General features: G+C 75.0%; 11 protein-coding genes. 3 read left to right on the top strand and 8 right to left on the bottom strand.

The window, feature by feature from the left end:
• Window positions 1-26: 26 nt before the first annotated feature.
• Genes ACIGO8_RS12235 through ACIGO8_RS12220 form a run of 4 tightly spaced genes read right to left on the bottom strand, consistent with a single transcriptional unit; the run spans window position 27 to window position 4,916 of the window.
• Complete coding sequence (locus tag ACIGO8_RS12235; protein WP_399727935.1) at window positions 27-2,195, bottom strand: tetratricopeptide repeat protein; 2,169 nt, start codon at window positions 2,193-2,195, stop codon at window positions 27-29.
• On the bottom strand, window positions 2,171-3,097 hold the full coding sequence (locus ACIGO8_RS12230) for an oxygenase MpaB family protein (RefSeq protein ID WP_399727932.1): 927 nt from the start codon (window positions 3,095-3,097) through the stop codon (window positions 2,171-2,173). Before ACIGO8_RS12230 ends, ACIGO8_RS12235 begins: the two co-directional genes overlap by 25 nt.
• 39 nt (window positions 3,098-3,136) lie before the next feature.
• Window positions 3,137-3,592, bottom strand: a complete 456-nt coding sequence (locus ACIGO8_RS12225) for a hypothetical protein (protein WP_399727930.1) — start codon at window positions 3,590-3,592, stop codon at window positions 3,137-3,139.
• 49 nt (window positions 3,593-3,641) lie between these two features.
• A complete protein-coding gene (locus ACIGO8_RS12220) occupies window positions 3,642-4,916 on the bottom strand; it encodes a hypothetical protein (protein WP_399727927.1) in 1,275 nt (424 codons plus the stop codon).
• 156 nt (window positions 4,917-5,072) lie between these two features.
• Here ACIGO8_RS12220 and ACIGO8_RS12215 point away from each other — a divergent pair, with 156 nt between their 5' ends.
• Both ACIGO8_RS12215 and ACIGO8_RS12210 read left to right on the top strand, forming a co-directional pair.
• Window positions 5,073-6,503, top strand: coding sequence for a nicotinate phosphoribosyltransferase (locus ACIGO8_RS12215; RefSeq protein WP_399727924.1), 1,431 nt, complete (start codon window positions 5,073-5,075; stop codon window positions 6,501-6,503).
• Window positions 6,500-7,408, top strand: a complete 909-nt coding sequence (locus ACIGO8_RS12210) for a potassium channel family protein (protein WP_399727922.1) — start codon at window positions 6,500-6,502, stop codon at window positions 7,406-7,408. The genes ACIGO8_RS12215 and ACIGO8_RS12210 overlap by 4 nt, the downstream gene beginning before the upstream one ends.
• Before the next feature lie 52 nt (window positions 7,409-7,460).
• On the opposite strand, the gene ACIGO8_RS12205 is transcribed toward ACIGO8_RS12210, so the two are convergent.
• From ACIGO8_RS12205 to ACIGO8_RS12190, 4 genes are all read right to left on the bottom strand, one after another.
• On the bottom strand, window positions 7,461-8,429 hold the full coding sequence (locus ACIGO8_RS12205; protein ID WP_399727919.1) for a hypothetical protein: 969 nt from the start codon (window positions 8,427-8,429) through the stop codon (window positions 7,461-7,463).
• A 409-nt stretch (window positions 8,430-8,838) separates the two neighbouring features.
• Window positions 8,839-10,029, bottom strand: a complete 1,191-nt coding sequence (locus ACIGO8_RS12200) for an acyl-CoA dehydrogenase family protein (protein WP_399727916.1) — start codon at window positions 10,027-10,029, stop codon at window positions 8,839-8,841.
• 115 nt (window positions 10,030-10,144) lie between these two features.
• The gene (locus ACIGO8_RS12195) at window positions 10,145-10,354 is read right to left on the bottom strand and encodes a hypothetical protein (RefSeq protein WP_399727913.1); all 210 of its coding nucleotides are present in this window, start codon (window positions 10,352-10,354) and stop codon (window positions 10,145-10,147) included.
• Window positions 10,355-10,460: 106 nt separating this feature from the next.
• Window positions 10,461-13,922, bottom strand: a complete 3,462-nt coding sequence (locus ACIGO8_RS12190; RefSeq protein WP_399727910.1) for an ATP-binding protein — start codon at window positions 13,920-13,922, stop codon at window positions 10,461-10,463.
• 35 nt (window positions 13,923-13,957) lie between these two features.
• Between ACIGO8_RS12190 and ACIGO8_RS12185 the strand changes: the two genes are divergently transcribed.
• A complete protein-coding gene (locus tag ACIGO8_RS12185; RefSeq protein ID WP_399727907.1) occupies window positions 13,958-16,042 on the top strand; it encodes a SpoIIE family protein phosphatase in 2,085 nt (694 codons plus the stop codon).
• Window positions 16,043-16,049: the final 7 nt, after the last annotated feature.

The raw sequence follows: 16,049 nt of genomic DNA, 5'->3' as shown, positions 1-16,049 counted from the left end.
ACCAGGGTGCGGTGCGCCGGTCCTCGTCAGCCGCCGGCGGGCAGGCGGGCGCGGCAGTGGGCCTCGTCCGCGCGGGCGGCGCGGGTGTCGGGATGGTCGGCGCCGAGCAGGCGGGTACGGGCCTCGGTGACGTGCCGGTACGCGGTGAGGGCCTCGTCCCAGCGGCCCAGCCAGCCCAGCGCGACGGCGGTCTCGCGGTGGCTGGCCAGGGTGTCGGAGTGGTCGGCGCCCAGGACGCGGGCCCGGGCGGCGTGGACCGCGCGGGCCTCGGCGAGGGCCTCGCCCCAGCGGCCGAGCCGGCCGAGGTTCACGCCCAGTCCGTGCCGGGCCCGCAGCGTCTCCGGGTCGTCGGGGCCGGCGGCCCGGGTCCGGGCGTCGACGAGTTCGCGGTAGAGCGCGACGGCCTCCTCGGCGCGGCCGAGCCGGCCCAGGCAGATGCCGCTCTCGTAGCGGGCGGCGAGCGTGTCCGGGTGGTCCGGGCCCAGGACGGCGCGGCGCGCCGCGGCGACCTCGCGGTACTCGGCGAGCGCGTCCGACCAGCGGCCGAGCCGGCCGAGGGCCTGGCCGACCTCGTGGCGGGTGGCCAGGGTGTCCGGGTGGTCGGCGCCGAGCAGCCGGGTGCGGGCGTGGGCGACCTCGCGGGCGGTCGCGTACGCCTCCGCGACGCGGCCGGTCCGGCCGAGGGTGTAGGCGAGGTTGTGCCGGCAGCGCAGGGTGTCGGGATGCTCGGGCCCCATGGTCCGCTCCCGCGCGGCGAGCACCTCCTCGTACACGGTGTGCGCCTCGGCGTGCCGCCCGAGTCCGCCGAGCACGTAGGCCGTCTCCTGCCGGGCCGCGAGCGTCTCGGGATGGTCGGGCCCGAGCGTGCGGGCCCGTCCCTCCGCGACCGCCGCGAACCGCCGCAGCGCCTCGGCGGGACGCGCGAGCCGGGCCAGCGCGAACCCGAGCTCGTATCCGCTGGTCAGCGTGTCGGCATGGTCCGCGCCGAGCACGTGCGCCCGGTCCCGTACGACGGTCTCCAACACCTCGACGGCCTCCCGCCACCTGCCCAGCCGCCCCAGCCCGAGCCCGGCCCGGTGCCGCCCGGCGAGCACGGCGACGAGCTCCGAGGTGGAGGTGCCGGAGGTGCCGGTGCCGGTCGTGGGACCCGCGCCGGGCGCCACCGGCCCGGGCGCCTGACCGGAGTCGGTCGCCGCCGGGACGGCGGGGCGCGTCCACGTGCCCGTCAGCGCCGCTGTCGGCGGCGGGGCGGCCGGGGCCGGGCGGGTGGCGGGGCGGCCGGGGGCCAGGGTGGCGGCCCAGGCCGGGAGGGCGGGCAGCACCGGCCAGGGCCCGGCCGGCCGGCGGCCCGCGGTGAGCCGGTCGCGGACCTGGGCCGCGTCCGCGGGACGTCCGTCCGGGGTCTTGGCCAGCAGGTCGAGGACGATCAGGTCCAGATAGCCCGGCAGTTCGGCGCGGTGGCTGCGCAGCGGCGTGGGCACGGTGTCGCGGTGGCCGATGAGGATGGCCCAGGTGTCGCCCAGGTCGAACGGCGGCACGCCGGTGGCCATCTCGTACAGCACGCACCCGAGCGAGTACAGGTCGCTGCGGTGGTCGACCTCGTGGCCGCCGATCTGCTCGGGGCTCATGTAGTGCGGGGTGCCCATGGCGATGCCGGTGCCGGTGAGGCGCGAGGTGAAGCCGATGTCCGCGCCGAGCCGCGCTATGCCGAAGTCGCAGATCTTCACCGTGCCGTCGCCGAGCCGGACGATGTTGGCCGGCTTGAGGTCGCGGTGCACGACGCCCTGCCGGTGCGTGTAGGCGAGGGCGTCGGCGACCTGCTCGGCGATGTCGACGACCTGCGCGACCGCCAGCGGCCGCTTGCCGTTGTCGGCGAGGAGCTGGCTCAGGTTGCGCCCCTCGAGCAGCTCCATGACGAGGAAGAGGACGCCATCGGACTCGCCGAAGTCGTGCACCACGGTGATGCCGCGGTGCTGGAGCGACGCGGCGACCCGCGCCTCGCGCCGGAAGCGCTCCCGCAGCACCGTGAGGTGGGCCGGATCGCGCTGCTGGCCGAGCGGCCGCAGGCACTTGACGGCGACGCGCCGGCCGAGCGACTCGTCGGTGGCCCGCCACACCTCGCCCATGCCGCCGCGGCCGATCACCTCCTGCAGCCGGTACCGGCCCTGGATCAGCCTGGTGTCCGTGTCCGCCATCGCGTGCTGTCGCCCCCGTTTGCCCCGTTGTCGTGCCGCTCCCTCCCCGGCCCGTCCAGTATGGCTGCCGACCGGCGCAGACTGTACGGCGCGGGTCGGGTCCGCGGGCCGAGCCTTTCGATCGCGCGCAGGACATGGCGTGGCGGCAGCCGCCAGCGGAGCCGGTCGGGTATGCAGCGCAGCAGATTGGCCGTGGCGGTCAGCCGGTACGTGACGGTCTGCGGCGGCGGCGCGGGCCGGCCGTACAGCTCGTGGGCGTACGGAGGCAGGGTGTCGTACGCGAGGGCGGCCACGCGCCGCCAGAACACCTCGCGCGCGGGCACGAGGGCCGTCCGGACCGGCGGCCTGCGCAGGAAGGTGTCGACGGTGTGCGCGTCCGCGCCCGCGGCGAGCTGCGGCCGGACGTCCGCGAAGTACCGGTCGAGCGCGGCGGTGTCGCCGGGCACCCGGTCCGGGTCGAGGCTGACGAGCCGGGCGGCGGCGCGCTGTTCGTCGACGTACCGGTCGGCCTGGGCGTCGTCGAGCGGGATGCCGGAGCGTCGTACGACCTCGAGGTACGAGTCGATCTCGGCGCAGTGGACCCAGAGCAGCAGCTCCGGGTCGTCGACGCCGAGCAGGCGGTGGATCTTGCGGACGCGGGCGCCGGCGGCCTCGGCCGCTTCCGTGGTGCCGTAGCTGAGCGTCCCGACGAAGTTCGCGGTGCGCATCAGCCGGCCCCAGGCGTCCCGCCGGAAGTCGCTGTTGATCATGACACCGCGGACGGCGACGGGGTGCAGCGCCTGCAGGAACAGCGCGCGCACCCCGCCGATCCACATCACGGGGTCGCCGTGGAGCTGCCAGGTGACGGACCCGGGGCCGAAGAGCCCCGGGTCGGGAAGGATCGTCGTCGCGTCGGTCCGCATGGCCCCACGCTAGGGCCGCCGCTCCCGTAGGTCGACGGGTCAGCGCCAGACCGTCTGCACGGAGTCGAACTGGACCCAGGTGATCGGGTTGCCGGCGTTGCCGCCGAAGACGCTGACCGAGCCGCTCGGGTTGATCTCGAACCGGCAGGCGTTGACGCCCTGGCTGTTGTTGCGGGGCGCCGCGGCGCGGACGTAGCCGGCCGGCGCGGTGAAGCCGTCGGGCAGCCGGCCGATCTTGGCGTCGGTGGCGAGGTTGCAGGTGACGATGCCGCGGGCCTGGAGGAAGGTGGTGCCGGCGATGGTGACCAGCCGGACCTCGGGCGTGGCGCCGGCGGACGGCGTGATGCCGGTCTCCAGGACGAGCGGGGTCCAGGCGCCGGCGTCGACGCCGCCGGGCGCGGCGGCCGCGGGAGCGGCGGCGGCGAGGCCGCCGGCGGTGAGGGCGGCGGGCAGGGCGAGGGCCGCGCCGAGGACACTGCGGCGGTTGTGGGACATGGGTGGTCGGCTCCTTGGAACGGGTGCGGAAGGGACGGACGAGGAGGGGTCAGCGCCAGACGGCGCTGACGTCGTCGAGCTGCGCCCAGGTGATGGGGTTGGTGGCGCGCCCGCCGAACAGCCGCAGCTGCCGGTCGGTGCCGGCCTCGACGCGGGCCACGGCGGGGCCGCCCGCGGTGGTGTCGCGCGGCACGGTGGCGCGGGCGACGACGCTCGGGGTGAGGGAGTCGGGCAGGGTGGCGATGACCGTGTCGGCGGTGAAGGTGCCCTTGACGCCGCCGCTGAGCTGGAGGGTCGTGGTGCCGGCGAGGCTGATCAGCCGTCCCTGGGGGGCGTGCTGGTCCGGGCTCACTCCGGCGGCGAGTTCCAGCGGCTGCCAGTCGGTGAGGACCTTGACGCCGTCGGTCTCGGGCGCGGCGGACAGCGACAGGACGGTGCAGGTACGCGGGCCGGGGTTCTCGCAGGCGAAGCCGAAGTGGAGGTGCGGGACGCCGTCGCGGACGGAGACGGCCATGCCCTCGGGCTCGCGCCACACCAGGCCCGGGGCGGCGGTGACGTGCTGGTGGTCGAGCTGGGCGCCGGTGGCCCAGTCGAAGGCGGTGAGCCAGGTGTTGCCGGGCAGCGGAGCGGTCTCCAGGCTCTGGCCCTTCAGCGTGTAGAGCACGCCGGCGTGCGACGCGTAGCCCTGGAAGTCGGTGCCGTCCGCGGGGATGGCGGGCGTGATCCGCTGGATCTGCTCCCACACGCCGGCGGCGGCCTTGGCCAGGTCGTAGCGCGCCCAGTGGGTGCCGCCGTCGAGGGTGTAGCGCAGGATCAGCTCGTTCGCACTGTGGTCGACGGCGGGCGTGAGGAAGCGGGCGGCGGGGTCCGGGGTGTAGGCCGGGGTGTGCCGGGCGGTGCCGGAGTCGACGACGTCGCCGTCGGCGTAGCGGAAGCTGACCACGGCGGTGCCGTAGCCCTCGTTCTTGGAGTTCGGCGTGGACTCGGCCTCGGTCCACAGCCAGATCTGCCCGGCGCGGTTCTCGACGCCGAGGCTGACGCCGTGTCCGAACCCGCGCAGGTACATGTGGCCGGTGATCGTCCCGGTCGTGCCGAGGCGGGTGAGGCACAGGTCGCCGCGCGTCTTGCGGGTCGGGTAGTCGAGGGCGGCGGGCTCGTCGGCGAGCCGGATCCCGCCGTCCATGACCTGGAGGACGAACACGTCGCCGGAGGCGGGTTCGACGGCGAAGGACTGCATGACCGTGCCGTTGTGGAGCGGGCGGCGGTGGAGCAGTTTGCCCACCGGGCCCGCGATGTCTATCTGTCCTGCGATGGTGACGCTCAACGGCACGGCTCCTCGGGCGCTTCCGGAACGGATCCGGATCCTCATGATCGAACCGCGTCAGTGTGCCACTCCTCCCGCGCCGCCAGAACTCCCGGCGGTCCGCACCCGGCACGGTCAGACGGTGCGGGCCGCGCGTGCGGCGCGCATGATCGAAGCATGTCCGAGGTGACCACCACCGATCTGTACGAGGTCACGATGGCGCTGTCGTACCTGCGGGAGGACATGCGGGCGCCGGCCACGTTCAGCCTCTTCGTGCGCGACCTGCCGCCGGGACGCGGGTTCCTGGTGGCCGCGGGCCTGGAGCCGGCCCTCGACTTCCTCTCCCGCTTCCGGGTGGGGCGGGCGGACCTCCTGGAGTTCTCCGAGGTCCTGCGGCGGCCGGTGGAGGACCTGGAGCCGCTGCACGGCCTGTCCTTCGACGGGCAGGTGCGGGCCGTTCCGGAGGGGCGGCTGGTGCTCGCCGGCGAGCCGCTCCTGGAGGTGACGGCGCCGCTGCCGCAGGCCCAGCTCGTGGAGACGTATCTGCTGTCCCTCGTCTGCCATCAGACGGCGGTCGCCTCCAAGGCGGCCCGGTGCGTCCTGGCCGCGGCCGGGCGGCCGCTGGTCGACTTCTCGCTGCGCCGCGCGCACGGGCCCGAGGCCGGGGCGCAGGCGGCCCGGCTCGGCGCGCTGGTCGGTTTCGCCGGCACCAGCAACGTCGCCGCCGCCCGCCGCTACGGGATCACGGCGGCGGGCACGATGGCCCACGCGTACGTCGAGGCCTTCGCCTCCGAGGAGCAGGCGTTCCGGGCCTTCGCCCGCACCCATCCCGGCCCGGTGACCTTCCTCGTCGACACCTACGACACCGACCGTGGCGTCGCCACCGCGGCGCGGGTCCTGAAGGACCTCGGCCTCGGCGCGGGGTGCGCGATCCGGCTCGACAGCGGTGACCTGGGCGCGCAGGCCCGCCGGGCGCGGGCGGCGCTCGACGCGGCGGGGCTCGGCGAGGTGCGGATCATCGTGAGCGGCGGCCTGGACGAGTACGCCGTCGCCGGGCTCGTACGCGAGGACGCGCCGGTCGACGCGTACGCCGTGGGCACGAAGGTGGGCACGGCCGCCGACGCCCCGTATCTGGACGCGGCGTACAAGCTGGTGGAGTACGACGGGCGGCCGGTGATGAAGCTGTCGTCGACGACGTGGACGGCGCCGGGTCCCAAGCAGGTCTTCCGCGGCCCCGGGCTGCGCGACGTGGTCGGCCTGGCGAACGAGGCGCCGCCCGAGGGCACGGAGCCGCTGCTGCGGACGGTGATGCGCGGCGGGCTGCGGACGGATCCGCCCGACACCCTGGCGGCCGCCCGGGCGCGCTTCGAGACGGACCTCGCCGCGCTGCCGGTGGAGGCGCGGCGCATCGACGGACCGGTGGCGCCGGTGCCGGCGGCGTCGACGCGGCTGACGGCCCTGACGGCGGTCGTCCGGCACCGGCTCGAGGCACGGACGGGCGTGACGGGACGGACGCCACCGGCGGGACCGGCGGGGCTGACGGGACGGGGCGGGCCCGAGGGGCCGACGGACCCGTCGGGGCCTCGTGGGCGGGCGGGGCCGGGATGACGTGGCTGTCCGGGTTCGCGGGAGCGGCCCTGGTGCTCTTCGTCCTGCGGGACGTCTTCCAGACGCTGTGGCACCCGACCCGGCACGGCGGGCTGAGCAGGCTGCTGATGCGGGCCGTGTGGCGGCTGTCCGCGCACCGCGAGGGACGGTGGCGGCCGGCCGGTCTCGCGGGGCCGACGGGCATGATGGCGGTCGTCTCCGTGTGGTCGCTCACCGTGGCCGTCGGCTGTGCGCTGATCTACTGGCCCCGGATGCCGGAGGACTTCTCGTACGCCACGGATCTGACGCCCGCCGACCACGCGGGTCCGCTCGACGCGTTCTACGTCTCGCTGGTCACCCTCGCCACGCTCGGCCTGGGCGACATCGCCCCGACCTCGGACTGGCTGCGCGTGCTCGCCCCGCTGGAGGCCCTGGTGGGCTTCGCGCTGCTGTCGGCGACCGTCGCCTGGATCCTCGGCATCTATCCGGCCCTCGCCCGCCGCCGGGCCCTGGCCCTTCGGCTGTCCCATGTGCGCCGCAGCCGGACCGACGCGCGGGCGCTGGACTCCGCCGGCGGCGCCGCGCTCCTGGACGGACTGGCCTCGGCCCTGTCGACCGTCACGGTCGACTTCATGCAGTATCCCGAGTCGTACTACTTCCACGACGGCGACGCGAACACGTCGCTGGCGGGGCAGCTCGGCCACGTCGGCCGCCTGGCGGACCTGGCCGCCCGCGCGGACCATCCCGACGTGCGGCTCTCGGCCTCGGTGCTGCGCACGGCCCTGGACGATCTGGCCGACGTCCTCGACACCCGCTTCCTGCACACGGACGGGCCCGCCGAACAGGTCTTCGCCGCCTACGCCGACGACCACGGCCGCTCGCGGGACCAGGGCGCGGCCCCGGCCACCGGCACCGGTGACCGGTGACCGGTGGCCGGTGGCCGGTGACATCGTCGCGGGGCGCCGACCGGCGCGCCGGTCAGAACAGCGCGTTGTCGCCCCGCAGCCGGCGTCGCAGAAACGTGGCGAAGGTCTGGTCCTCCAGGCACGTCAGGGCCGAGCCGTCCGGCTCGGCGTAGGCGACGCGCCACTCCTCGGGGCCGCCCTTGGCGGTGAGCCAGCCGAAGGCCCGGCCGCCGGCCTCGCCCCACTGGAGGAACAGGCCGTTGTCGTCCAGCCGCCGCAGCGCCGGGGCGCCCGGAGCCGCCGAGGCGCGGAAGACCCGGACGCCGGCGACGGCGCCGCCGGGGAACTCCCGCATGACCGCCCGGTAGTCCTCCGGGAGCGCTCCGAACCTCTCGCCCGCCCGGTCGAGCAGCTCCTGCGCGTGACCGCGCACGCCCGGGGCGCCGATGCTCCGCAGACGGGTGACGATCTCCTCCACCGCCCCGATGTCACGGTTCGCCAGTGTCATGGCCGTCGCGCGCTTGTCGTCGGCGACCTTCCAGAAGGAGCCCGACTCGTACTCCTGGTACGTCTCGAGGGCGGGCGTTTCTTCGGCGCTGCCCATGACGGCCCGCGCGACGAACTCCGAGGCGGAGAAGGGAAGATCGAGCCAGAACTGGAAGTCGGTGTCCGTGAGGACGGTCGTCCAGTCCGCGGTGTCGGCGGCGGTGGTGTCCCACAGCAGCACGCCGTCGTTCGCGGTGCGGCCCCAGGGCACCATGCCGTGCGGCCGCGGGTACAGCGGCAGCCAGAGCTCCTGCTCGCGGCTCTCCAGGGCGTCCTCCATGTCGGCGATGCGCAGCGCGGTGTCCCGCGTGAAGTCCTCCAGGGAGCGCACGGGGACGTCGGACCCGCCGAGCAGCACGGAGGCCGCGATCACTCCCTGCGGCAGGGCCTGGACCAGCAGCTCGAAGTCCTCGGGGACGACCCGGCCGTACCCGGCCCCCTCCGGCGGCGCCGGGGCGTCGAGACCCAGCAGCCGGACGACGTCGAGATGATTCATGTGTTCCTTCCTTGACGGCAGCGGCGGTGGGGCGGCGGCCGAACGGCCGCTCACCCCAACGCCTCTCGGGTGCCGGATCAGTCCCTCGGGGAACTCACGGCTCCAGGGGCTCCGGGCCCGTCAGTCGTGGACTCCCGTACGACGAGCGGGCGTCCTGTCGACCGGAGCGCCTCGAGGCGTGCCGAATCAGGCCATCTTCCGCGCAGGGGAAGGCGGCCTCGCCGGAGAGGTGCCGGTCATGGAGGGAGATTCTTCAACACGGAGTCGCTGCCGCGTCAACCGTCCACGCATGCACGGCATATCGCTGCCCGGGCGGGAATCTCGTGGAATGTCCGGGCGGCCGGGGCGGGATCGCGCGGGTCGCCTGGATTCTTCGGGCGGTGGGAAACGGCTTGAAAGCGGCTTTCGGTCAGCGGCGGACGCGGGGCATGCCGAGGCCGATCCAGGAGATGATCTCGCGCTGGATCTCGTTGTTGCCGCCGCCGAAGGTGAAGATGACGGCGGAGCGGTAGCCGCGTTCGAGTTCGCCGTGGAGGACGGCGCCGGCCGAGCCCTCCTTGAGGGCGCCGGCGGAGCCGGTGACCTCCATGAGCCAGGCGTAGGCGTCGCGGCGGGCCTCGGAGCCGTAGACCTTGACGGCGGAGGCGTCCTGGGGCGTGAGGGTGCCGTTCTGGACGGCGTTCACCATCTGCCAGTTGAGCAGCTTCATGGCGTCCAGGCGGACATGCGTGCGGGCCAGGGTGCGGCGCACCCAGGGCAGGTCGAGGACGCGGCGGCCGTCGGCGAGCTTGGTTCCGGCGGCCCAGCGCCGGACGTCGTGGAGGGCCCGGATCGCCATCGTGCCGTGGGCGGCGAGCGTCACGCGCTCGTGGTTGAGCTGGTTGGTGATCAGCCGCCAGCCCTTGTTCTCCTCGCCGACCCGGTGGGAGCAGGGGACGCGGATGTCCTCGTAGTAGCTGGCGGTGGTGTCGTGCGAGGCGAGGGTGTTGATGAGGGTGCAGGAGTAGCCGGGGTCGGAGGTCGGCACGAGGAGCATGGTGATGCCCTTGTGCGGCGGGGCCGACGGGTCGGTGCGGACGGCGAGCCAGACCCAGTCGGCGGTGTCGCCGTTGGTGGTCCAGATCTTCTGGCCGTTGACCGTGTAGTGGCCGGTGGTCACGTCGCCCTCGCGGACCGCCCGGGTCTTGAGCGCGGCGAGGTCGGTGCCGGCGTCGGGCTCGCTGTAGCCGATGGCGAAGTCGATCTCGCCGGAGAGGATCTTCGGCAGGAAGTATGCCTTCTGCTCGTCGGTGCCGAACTGCATGATCGTCGGCCCGACGGTGTTGAGGGCCATCAGCGGCAGCGGTACGCCGGCCTGGGCGGCCTCGTCGAAGAAGATGAACTGTTCCATGGGGCCGAGTCCGCGTCCGCCGTACTCGGTGGGCCAGCCGACGCCGAGCCAGCCGTCGGTGCCGAGCCGGCGCACGGTCTCGCGGTAGAACCGCTTCTGGGCGGCCGGGTCGGCGTAGCGCGCGTGCACGTCCTCGGGGACGAGTTCGGCGAAGTAGGCCCGCAGTTCGGCGCGCAGGCGGTGCTGGGCGGGCGTGTACTCGAGATGCATGACGTCTCCCGTGGCTCAGTGCTCCGCGCGGTGCGGCGCCACGGTAGAACGTGTTCCATAAATGCGGAAGGCCCGTGCGCCGGCCGATGGCGTACGGGCCCGTCCCACGCACCCGTCAGGGGAGCAGCTCGTCCAGGCAGGCGCGCCCCTTCTCCGCCATCCGCCGCTCGGCCCAGGCGAGGTTCTTCGGATTCACGTCGCGGCCCGAGGCCAGGACGACGTCCTCGGCCGTGTACTCACCCTCCGACCCGGCGTGCAGCAGCCTGTCCGGCGTCGGGACGTCCCCCCCGACCCCCCGGGACGTCTTGTCGGTCTCACCGTTCATGCCCGTCCTCCTGTTCTGCAACGATCTGCAGGCACTCGCCATTCTCGTGGCCGGGCCCGCGTCCCGCATCCGGGCGCCTTCACCGCTCCGTCCGACGGCCGGAATGTCACAATGACCGACCCGCCCGGTCACCTTCCGTGAGCGTGGCGGGCGGATGCCGTAGGAGGGCGGCGGCATCCCGCACCGTGAGGGCGCCGCCCTCCTCGTAGCGGGCGGTGAAGGTCTCCGGGTCGAGGGCGGCGCGCAGGGCCCGCTCGGCGCGCTCGCGCACCGACGCCTCGGTCGGGGCGGTGAGCGGGCGGATGCCGGCGCCGCCCGGGGTGCCGCGGTGGGCGTCGTACGCGCCGAGCAGCAGCGCGCCGTCCTCGGCCGCGCCGGTCCCGGCCCGCGCCCAGGCGGCGGTCGCGAACTGGGTGACGACGAGATAGGGCGCGACGAGGTAGGCGAGGCGCTCCAGGTCCTCCACGGCGCGGGCGAGCCGGTCCGAGGCCCGGCCGAAGGCGCCCTCCACGCAGTCGAGCCAGCTCTCGAGTCCGCCGAGCACACCGTGGAACAGGCCCGGTGTGAAGTCGCCGAACTCCTCCTTCATGAAGCGGATCTGGGCGCGGGCGAGGGCGGTGCGGCCGGTGTTGCCGTAGTGCTGGGCCAGCAGCAGCCGGGCGGTGCTCATGGCCTCGGTGCCCGACTCTCCCGACTCCTCGGCGGCTTCGACGAGCATCCGCTCGGCCGCCGCGCGGGCCCGCGGGTCCTCGGCCACGGCGGGAGTGCGCAGCCGGACGGCGGCCAGCAGGGCCTTGAACACGGGAATCTGGGACCGGGCGCCGAGCCGGGCGACGGCGTCCATGGCGCGGGCGAAGTCGGCGGCGGCCTCGTCGGTGCGGCCGGCCCGCTCGTGGATCTCGCCCCGCGCTGCGAGCGACTCGGCGATGCCCCAGGAGTCCCGCGCGGCCTCGAAGAGGGCGAGCGCCTCCTCCGCGTCGTGGGCCCTGCCGCCGCCGAGGAGCTTGGCGCGCAGCAGCAGCCCGAAGGCGAGGTCCCAGTCGGAGCCGTGGGCGCGGGCTGTGGCCACGAGCGCGGTGAGGGTCTCGTCGAGACTGCCGGACCGGCCGCGCATCAGCCGGGCGAAGAACCACATGGTGCCGGGATGGCAGGCGAGCTGCGGCAGTCCCGGACGGTACGCGGCGATGACGGCGTCGAGTCGCGCGCAGGTCTCGGGGCGTTCGAGCGCGGTGGCGCCGTCGCCGCCCTCGGTGGCGAGGGCGAGCAGCCGCCCGCCGCGGCGTGCCTCCCGCAGCCGCTCGCCCGCCCAGGGAGGCGGCACGTCGCCGCACCGTCCTTCGAAGGGCTCGGCCGGCCGCACCGGCGCCGCGAACGGGTCGGGTCCGAGCCCGCACGCCGCCCGCAGCCAGGTGCGGGCGTCGTGCTGGTGGTTGCGCAGCTGCCAGAACCAGCTCATGGCGTGCACCAGGCACAGCACTTCCTGCTCCTCCCCCAGCCGCACCCCGGTCCGCAGCGCACCTCGCACGTTGTCGTGCTCGGCCTCCAGCCGCGCCAGCGCGAACGCCTGGCGTGGCCCGCGAAGTTCGGGGTCGGTGAGGCGGGCGAGTTCGCGGTAGTGGACGAGGTGCCGCCGCTCGACGACCGCACGCTCACCGGCCTCGTCGAGCCGCTCCGCGGCGTACTCGGCAACGGTCTCCAACAGCCGATACCGCATGCCGCTCTCCACCGGCGCGGCCACGACCAGCGACTTGTCGACCAGCGAACCGAGCAGATCGAGGACGCCACCCGAGACCGCTCCCCCACCCAGGCCCTCGCCCGCGGCACCCGCACCCACGGCTCCCGCGCCCGCGGCACCGGGATCGGTCCCGCCGCACACCGCCTCCGCCGCCTCCAGGTCACAGCCACCCGTGAACACCGACAACCGGCGCAGCACAGCCCGCTCGCCCTCGTCCAACAGGTCCCACGACCAGTCGACCACCGCCCGCAACGTCTGCTGCCGCGGCAACACCGTCCGCGCACCCGAGGTCAGCAGACGGAAACGGTCGTCCAACCGGTCCGCGATCTGCCGCGGCGACAACACCCGCAACCGCGCCGCCGCCAGCTCGATCGCGAGCGGCAGACCGTCCAGACGCCGCACGATCTCCGCCGCCGCCTCCGCATCCCGCTCCACCCGGAAACCCGGCCGCACCGCCGCACCCCGCTCACCGAACAGCCGCACCGCCGTCTCCGGCGGCAACGGACCCACCGGCCGCACCACCTCACCCGGCACACCCAACGGCTCACGACTCGTCGCCAGCACCGACACACCCGGACACCGCTCCAGCAACACCGCCACCACAGCCGCCGCAGCACCCACCACATGCTCACAGTTGTCCAACAGGAGCAGCATCCGGCGGCGGGCGCAGTGCTCGACGAGGGTGGTGAGCGGATCCGGGGCGGCGGCACCGGGCCACAGCTGGGTCTCGCGGGCGCCGAGGGCGGTCAGGACGGCGGCGGGGACGGCGGACTCCTCGCGGACGGCGGCGAGTTCGGCGACCGCGACGGATCCGGTCCGGCCGGAGGCGGCCGCGAGGGCGAGCCGGGTCTTGCCCACGCCGCCGGGGCCGGTCAGCGTGACGAGCCGGGCGGAGCCCCACGCGCCCTCGACCTCGCGCAGTTCGGCGTCACGGCCGAGGAAGGAGGTGAGCGGCGCGGGCAGCGGGCGCGGTGCGCCGGCGGTGGGCGCGGACGGCTCAGGCCCGGCCAGCAACTCCTCGTACAGCGACCTCAGTCCGGGCCCGGGATCGGTGCCGAGCCGGTCGGCGAGGGTGCGGCGCGTGGTCTCGTAGGCGGCGAGCGCCTCGGCGTGGTGTCCGGCGTCGCGCAGGGCGCGGATCCGCAGGGCCTGGAGCGGCTCGTCGAGCGGGTGCTCGGCGGTGAGCGCGGCCAGCGGGGCGAGGGTCTCGCGGGCGCGGCCGAGCGCGAGGTCGGCGGCGAGCCGGTCGCGCCGGGCGCGGGCGCGGCGCTGTTCGGCCCGTACGGCGAGCGGGTCGTGCTCGTGGCCGGGAAGGTCGGCGAGGGCCGGACCGCGCCAGAGGCCGAGGGCCTGGTCGAGCAGGCGGGCGGCGCGCTCGGGCCGGCCGGCGTCCAGCTCGCGTACGCCCTGGTCGGCGAGGTCCTCGAAACGGAACAGGTCGATGTCCGCGGGCGAGGCGGCCAGCCGGTAGCCGCCCGGCTCGGAGACGAGGGCGTCACGTCCGAGGGCTCGGCGCAGCCGGCCCACCAGGGCCTGGAGCGCGGCGAGCCGGTCGGCGGCGTGTCCGGCGCCGGCCGTGCCCGCGGCCGGGGCCGCGTCGATGTCCTCGGCCCACACCTGGGCGATCAGGGTGTCCGTACGGGCCGGCCGGCCGCCCGCCGCCGCGAGGGCGGTGAGCAGGGCCCGGAGCCGGGCGCCGCCCGGAGCGGTCTCGCGGCCGTCGGCCAGTCGGGCCTGCGCGGGTCCGAGGACGCGGTAGAGGACGGAGTCGGGCGAGGGCGGCTGCACCGGCCCATTCTGCCGAATCCGCCCGCGTGGCGTTGTCGCCGCCATGGCGTGCGGGGGGCGCCGGTTCGACAATGGGGAAGATGACCGACGACGAGCGGGGCGTGGCCGGCGGCGATCTCGGGCCGGCCGAGCGCCTCCCCATGAACCGCACCGGCAGCTTCGACTGGGATCTCGACACGGGCACCATCGATGTCGACGACGCGGGGCTGCTGGTCTTCGGCGTTGCCCGGGAGGAGTTCGACGGGCGGCCCGCGACGCTCGTCCAGGGTCTCGACCCGGTCGAGCGGGCCCGCCTGGAACGGGTCATCCGGGACGCGATCACCGGCGGCCGTTCCTCGTACACGGCCCATGTGCGGCTGGAGCGGCCGGACGGAACACCCCAATGGACGCATGTGCACGCGCGGATCCTGCGCCGGGACGACGGCATGGCGCACCGGATCGTGGGAGTGGCGCGGGACGCGACGACCGAGGTGACGCACTCGGAGTTCGTGCTCGACCTGGAGAAGCGGCGCGAGGTGCAGACCACGATCGTGGAGCGCACCACGTACGCGCTGTCGCGGGCGGTCACGGTGGACGACGTGACGGCCGCGCTGACCGGCCCGGGCGGTCTGGCACGGCTCGGCGCCGACGGCCTGGCGCTCGGCCTGGTGGAGAACGGTTCGCTCAACCTCATCGCGCTCAGCGGCGAGTCCCTGGACGCCTTCGACGACTTCCGCACCCGGCGCCTGGACCGGAGCCTGCCGATGGCGGAGGCGGTGCTGAGCGGGCGGCCGCGGTTCGTGTCCACGTTTCCCGCGCTCGGCCAGGACTTCCCCGAGCTCGCCCCGTACGTGCGCCGGATGCCGTTCCGGTCGGCCTGCTATCTGCCGCTGGTGGCGCAGGCCCGCACGCTGGGCGGGATGGCGCTGTTCTACCGGCGCCGCAGCAGCTTCAACGCGGACGAGCGCAATCTGCTGCTCGGCCTGGCGGCGATCGTCTCGCAGTCCCTGCAGCGGGCGATCCTGTTCGACGAGGAGCGGGAGCTGGCGACCGGGCTGCAGGCGACGATGCTGCCGCGCCGGATCCCCGAGATCACCGGCGGGGAGATCGCCGTGCGCTACCACGCGGCGTGGAGCGGACGGCAGGTCGGCGGCGACTGGTACGACGTGATCCCGCTGCCGCGCGGGCGGGTCGGGCTCGTGGTGGGCGACGTGCAGGGCCACGACACGCACGCCGCGGCGATCATGGGCCAGCTGCGGATCGCGCTACGGGCGTACGCGGGCGAGGGCCACGCCCCGTCGACGGTGCTCGCCCGGGCCTCCCGCTTCCTCGCCGAGCTGGACACCAACCGCTTCGCGACCTGCACCTACTGCCAGGTGGACCTGACCGGCGGCACGGTGCGCGGGGTGCGGGCGGGGCACCTGGGGCCGCTGATCCGGCACACGGACGGGCGGGTGGGCCGGCCGAAGCTGCGCGGCGGCCTGCCGCTCGGTCTCGCGACGGTCTTCGAGGACGAGGAGTTCCCGGAGACCCGGCTCGACCTGGTGCCGGGCGAGACGCTGGTGCTGTGCACGGACGGGCTGGTCGAGCAGCCGGGCACGGACATCGAGGCGGGGCTCGCGGCGCTCGCCGACGCGGTGAGCAGCGGCCCGCCGCAGGCGGAGGCGCTGGCGGACCATCTGTCGGAGCGGCTGTGGGAGCGCTGGGGCTCGGGCGACGACGTGGCGCTGCTGGTGCTGCGGCGCAGCCCGGACCCGGGCACGCCGCGGGCGCCGCGCATCCACCAGTACATCCACCAGGCCGATCCGCAGGGCCTGTCGGACGCCCGGGCCGCGGTGGGCCAGGCCCTGGTGGACTGGGGCATGCCGGAACTCGCGGACGACGCCGAGCTGTTGACGGGCGAGCTGCTGGTCAACGTGCTGCTGCACACGGAGGGCGGCGCGGTGCTGACGCTGGAGGTGCTGCCGGAGCCGGTGCGGCGGGTCCGGCTGTCGGTGCAGGACCGGTCGAGTGCCTGGCCGCGGCGGCGCACACCGGGTGAGGCGGCGACCTCGGGGCGCGGGCTGCTGCTGATGGACGCGATCGCCGGCCGGTGGGGCGTGGAGCCGCGCGGCGAGGGCAAGGCGGTGTGGTGCGAGATCGGGCCGGCGTCGGGGAACGGCACCTCGGGCACGGCGGACGACTGAGCGAAGG

Origin of the sequence: Streptomyces sp. NPDC053493 (genome assembly GCF_044544825.1) — a bacterium.
GTDB lineage: Bacteria > Actinomycetota > Actinomycetes > Streptomycetales > Streptomycetaceae > Streptomyces.
The sequence above is the reverse complement of the archived record's forward strand: the minus strand, read 5'-3'. Positions and strand labels throughout refer to the sequence as shown.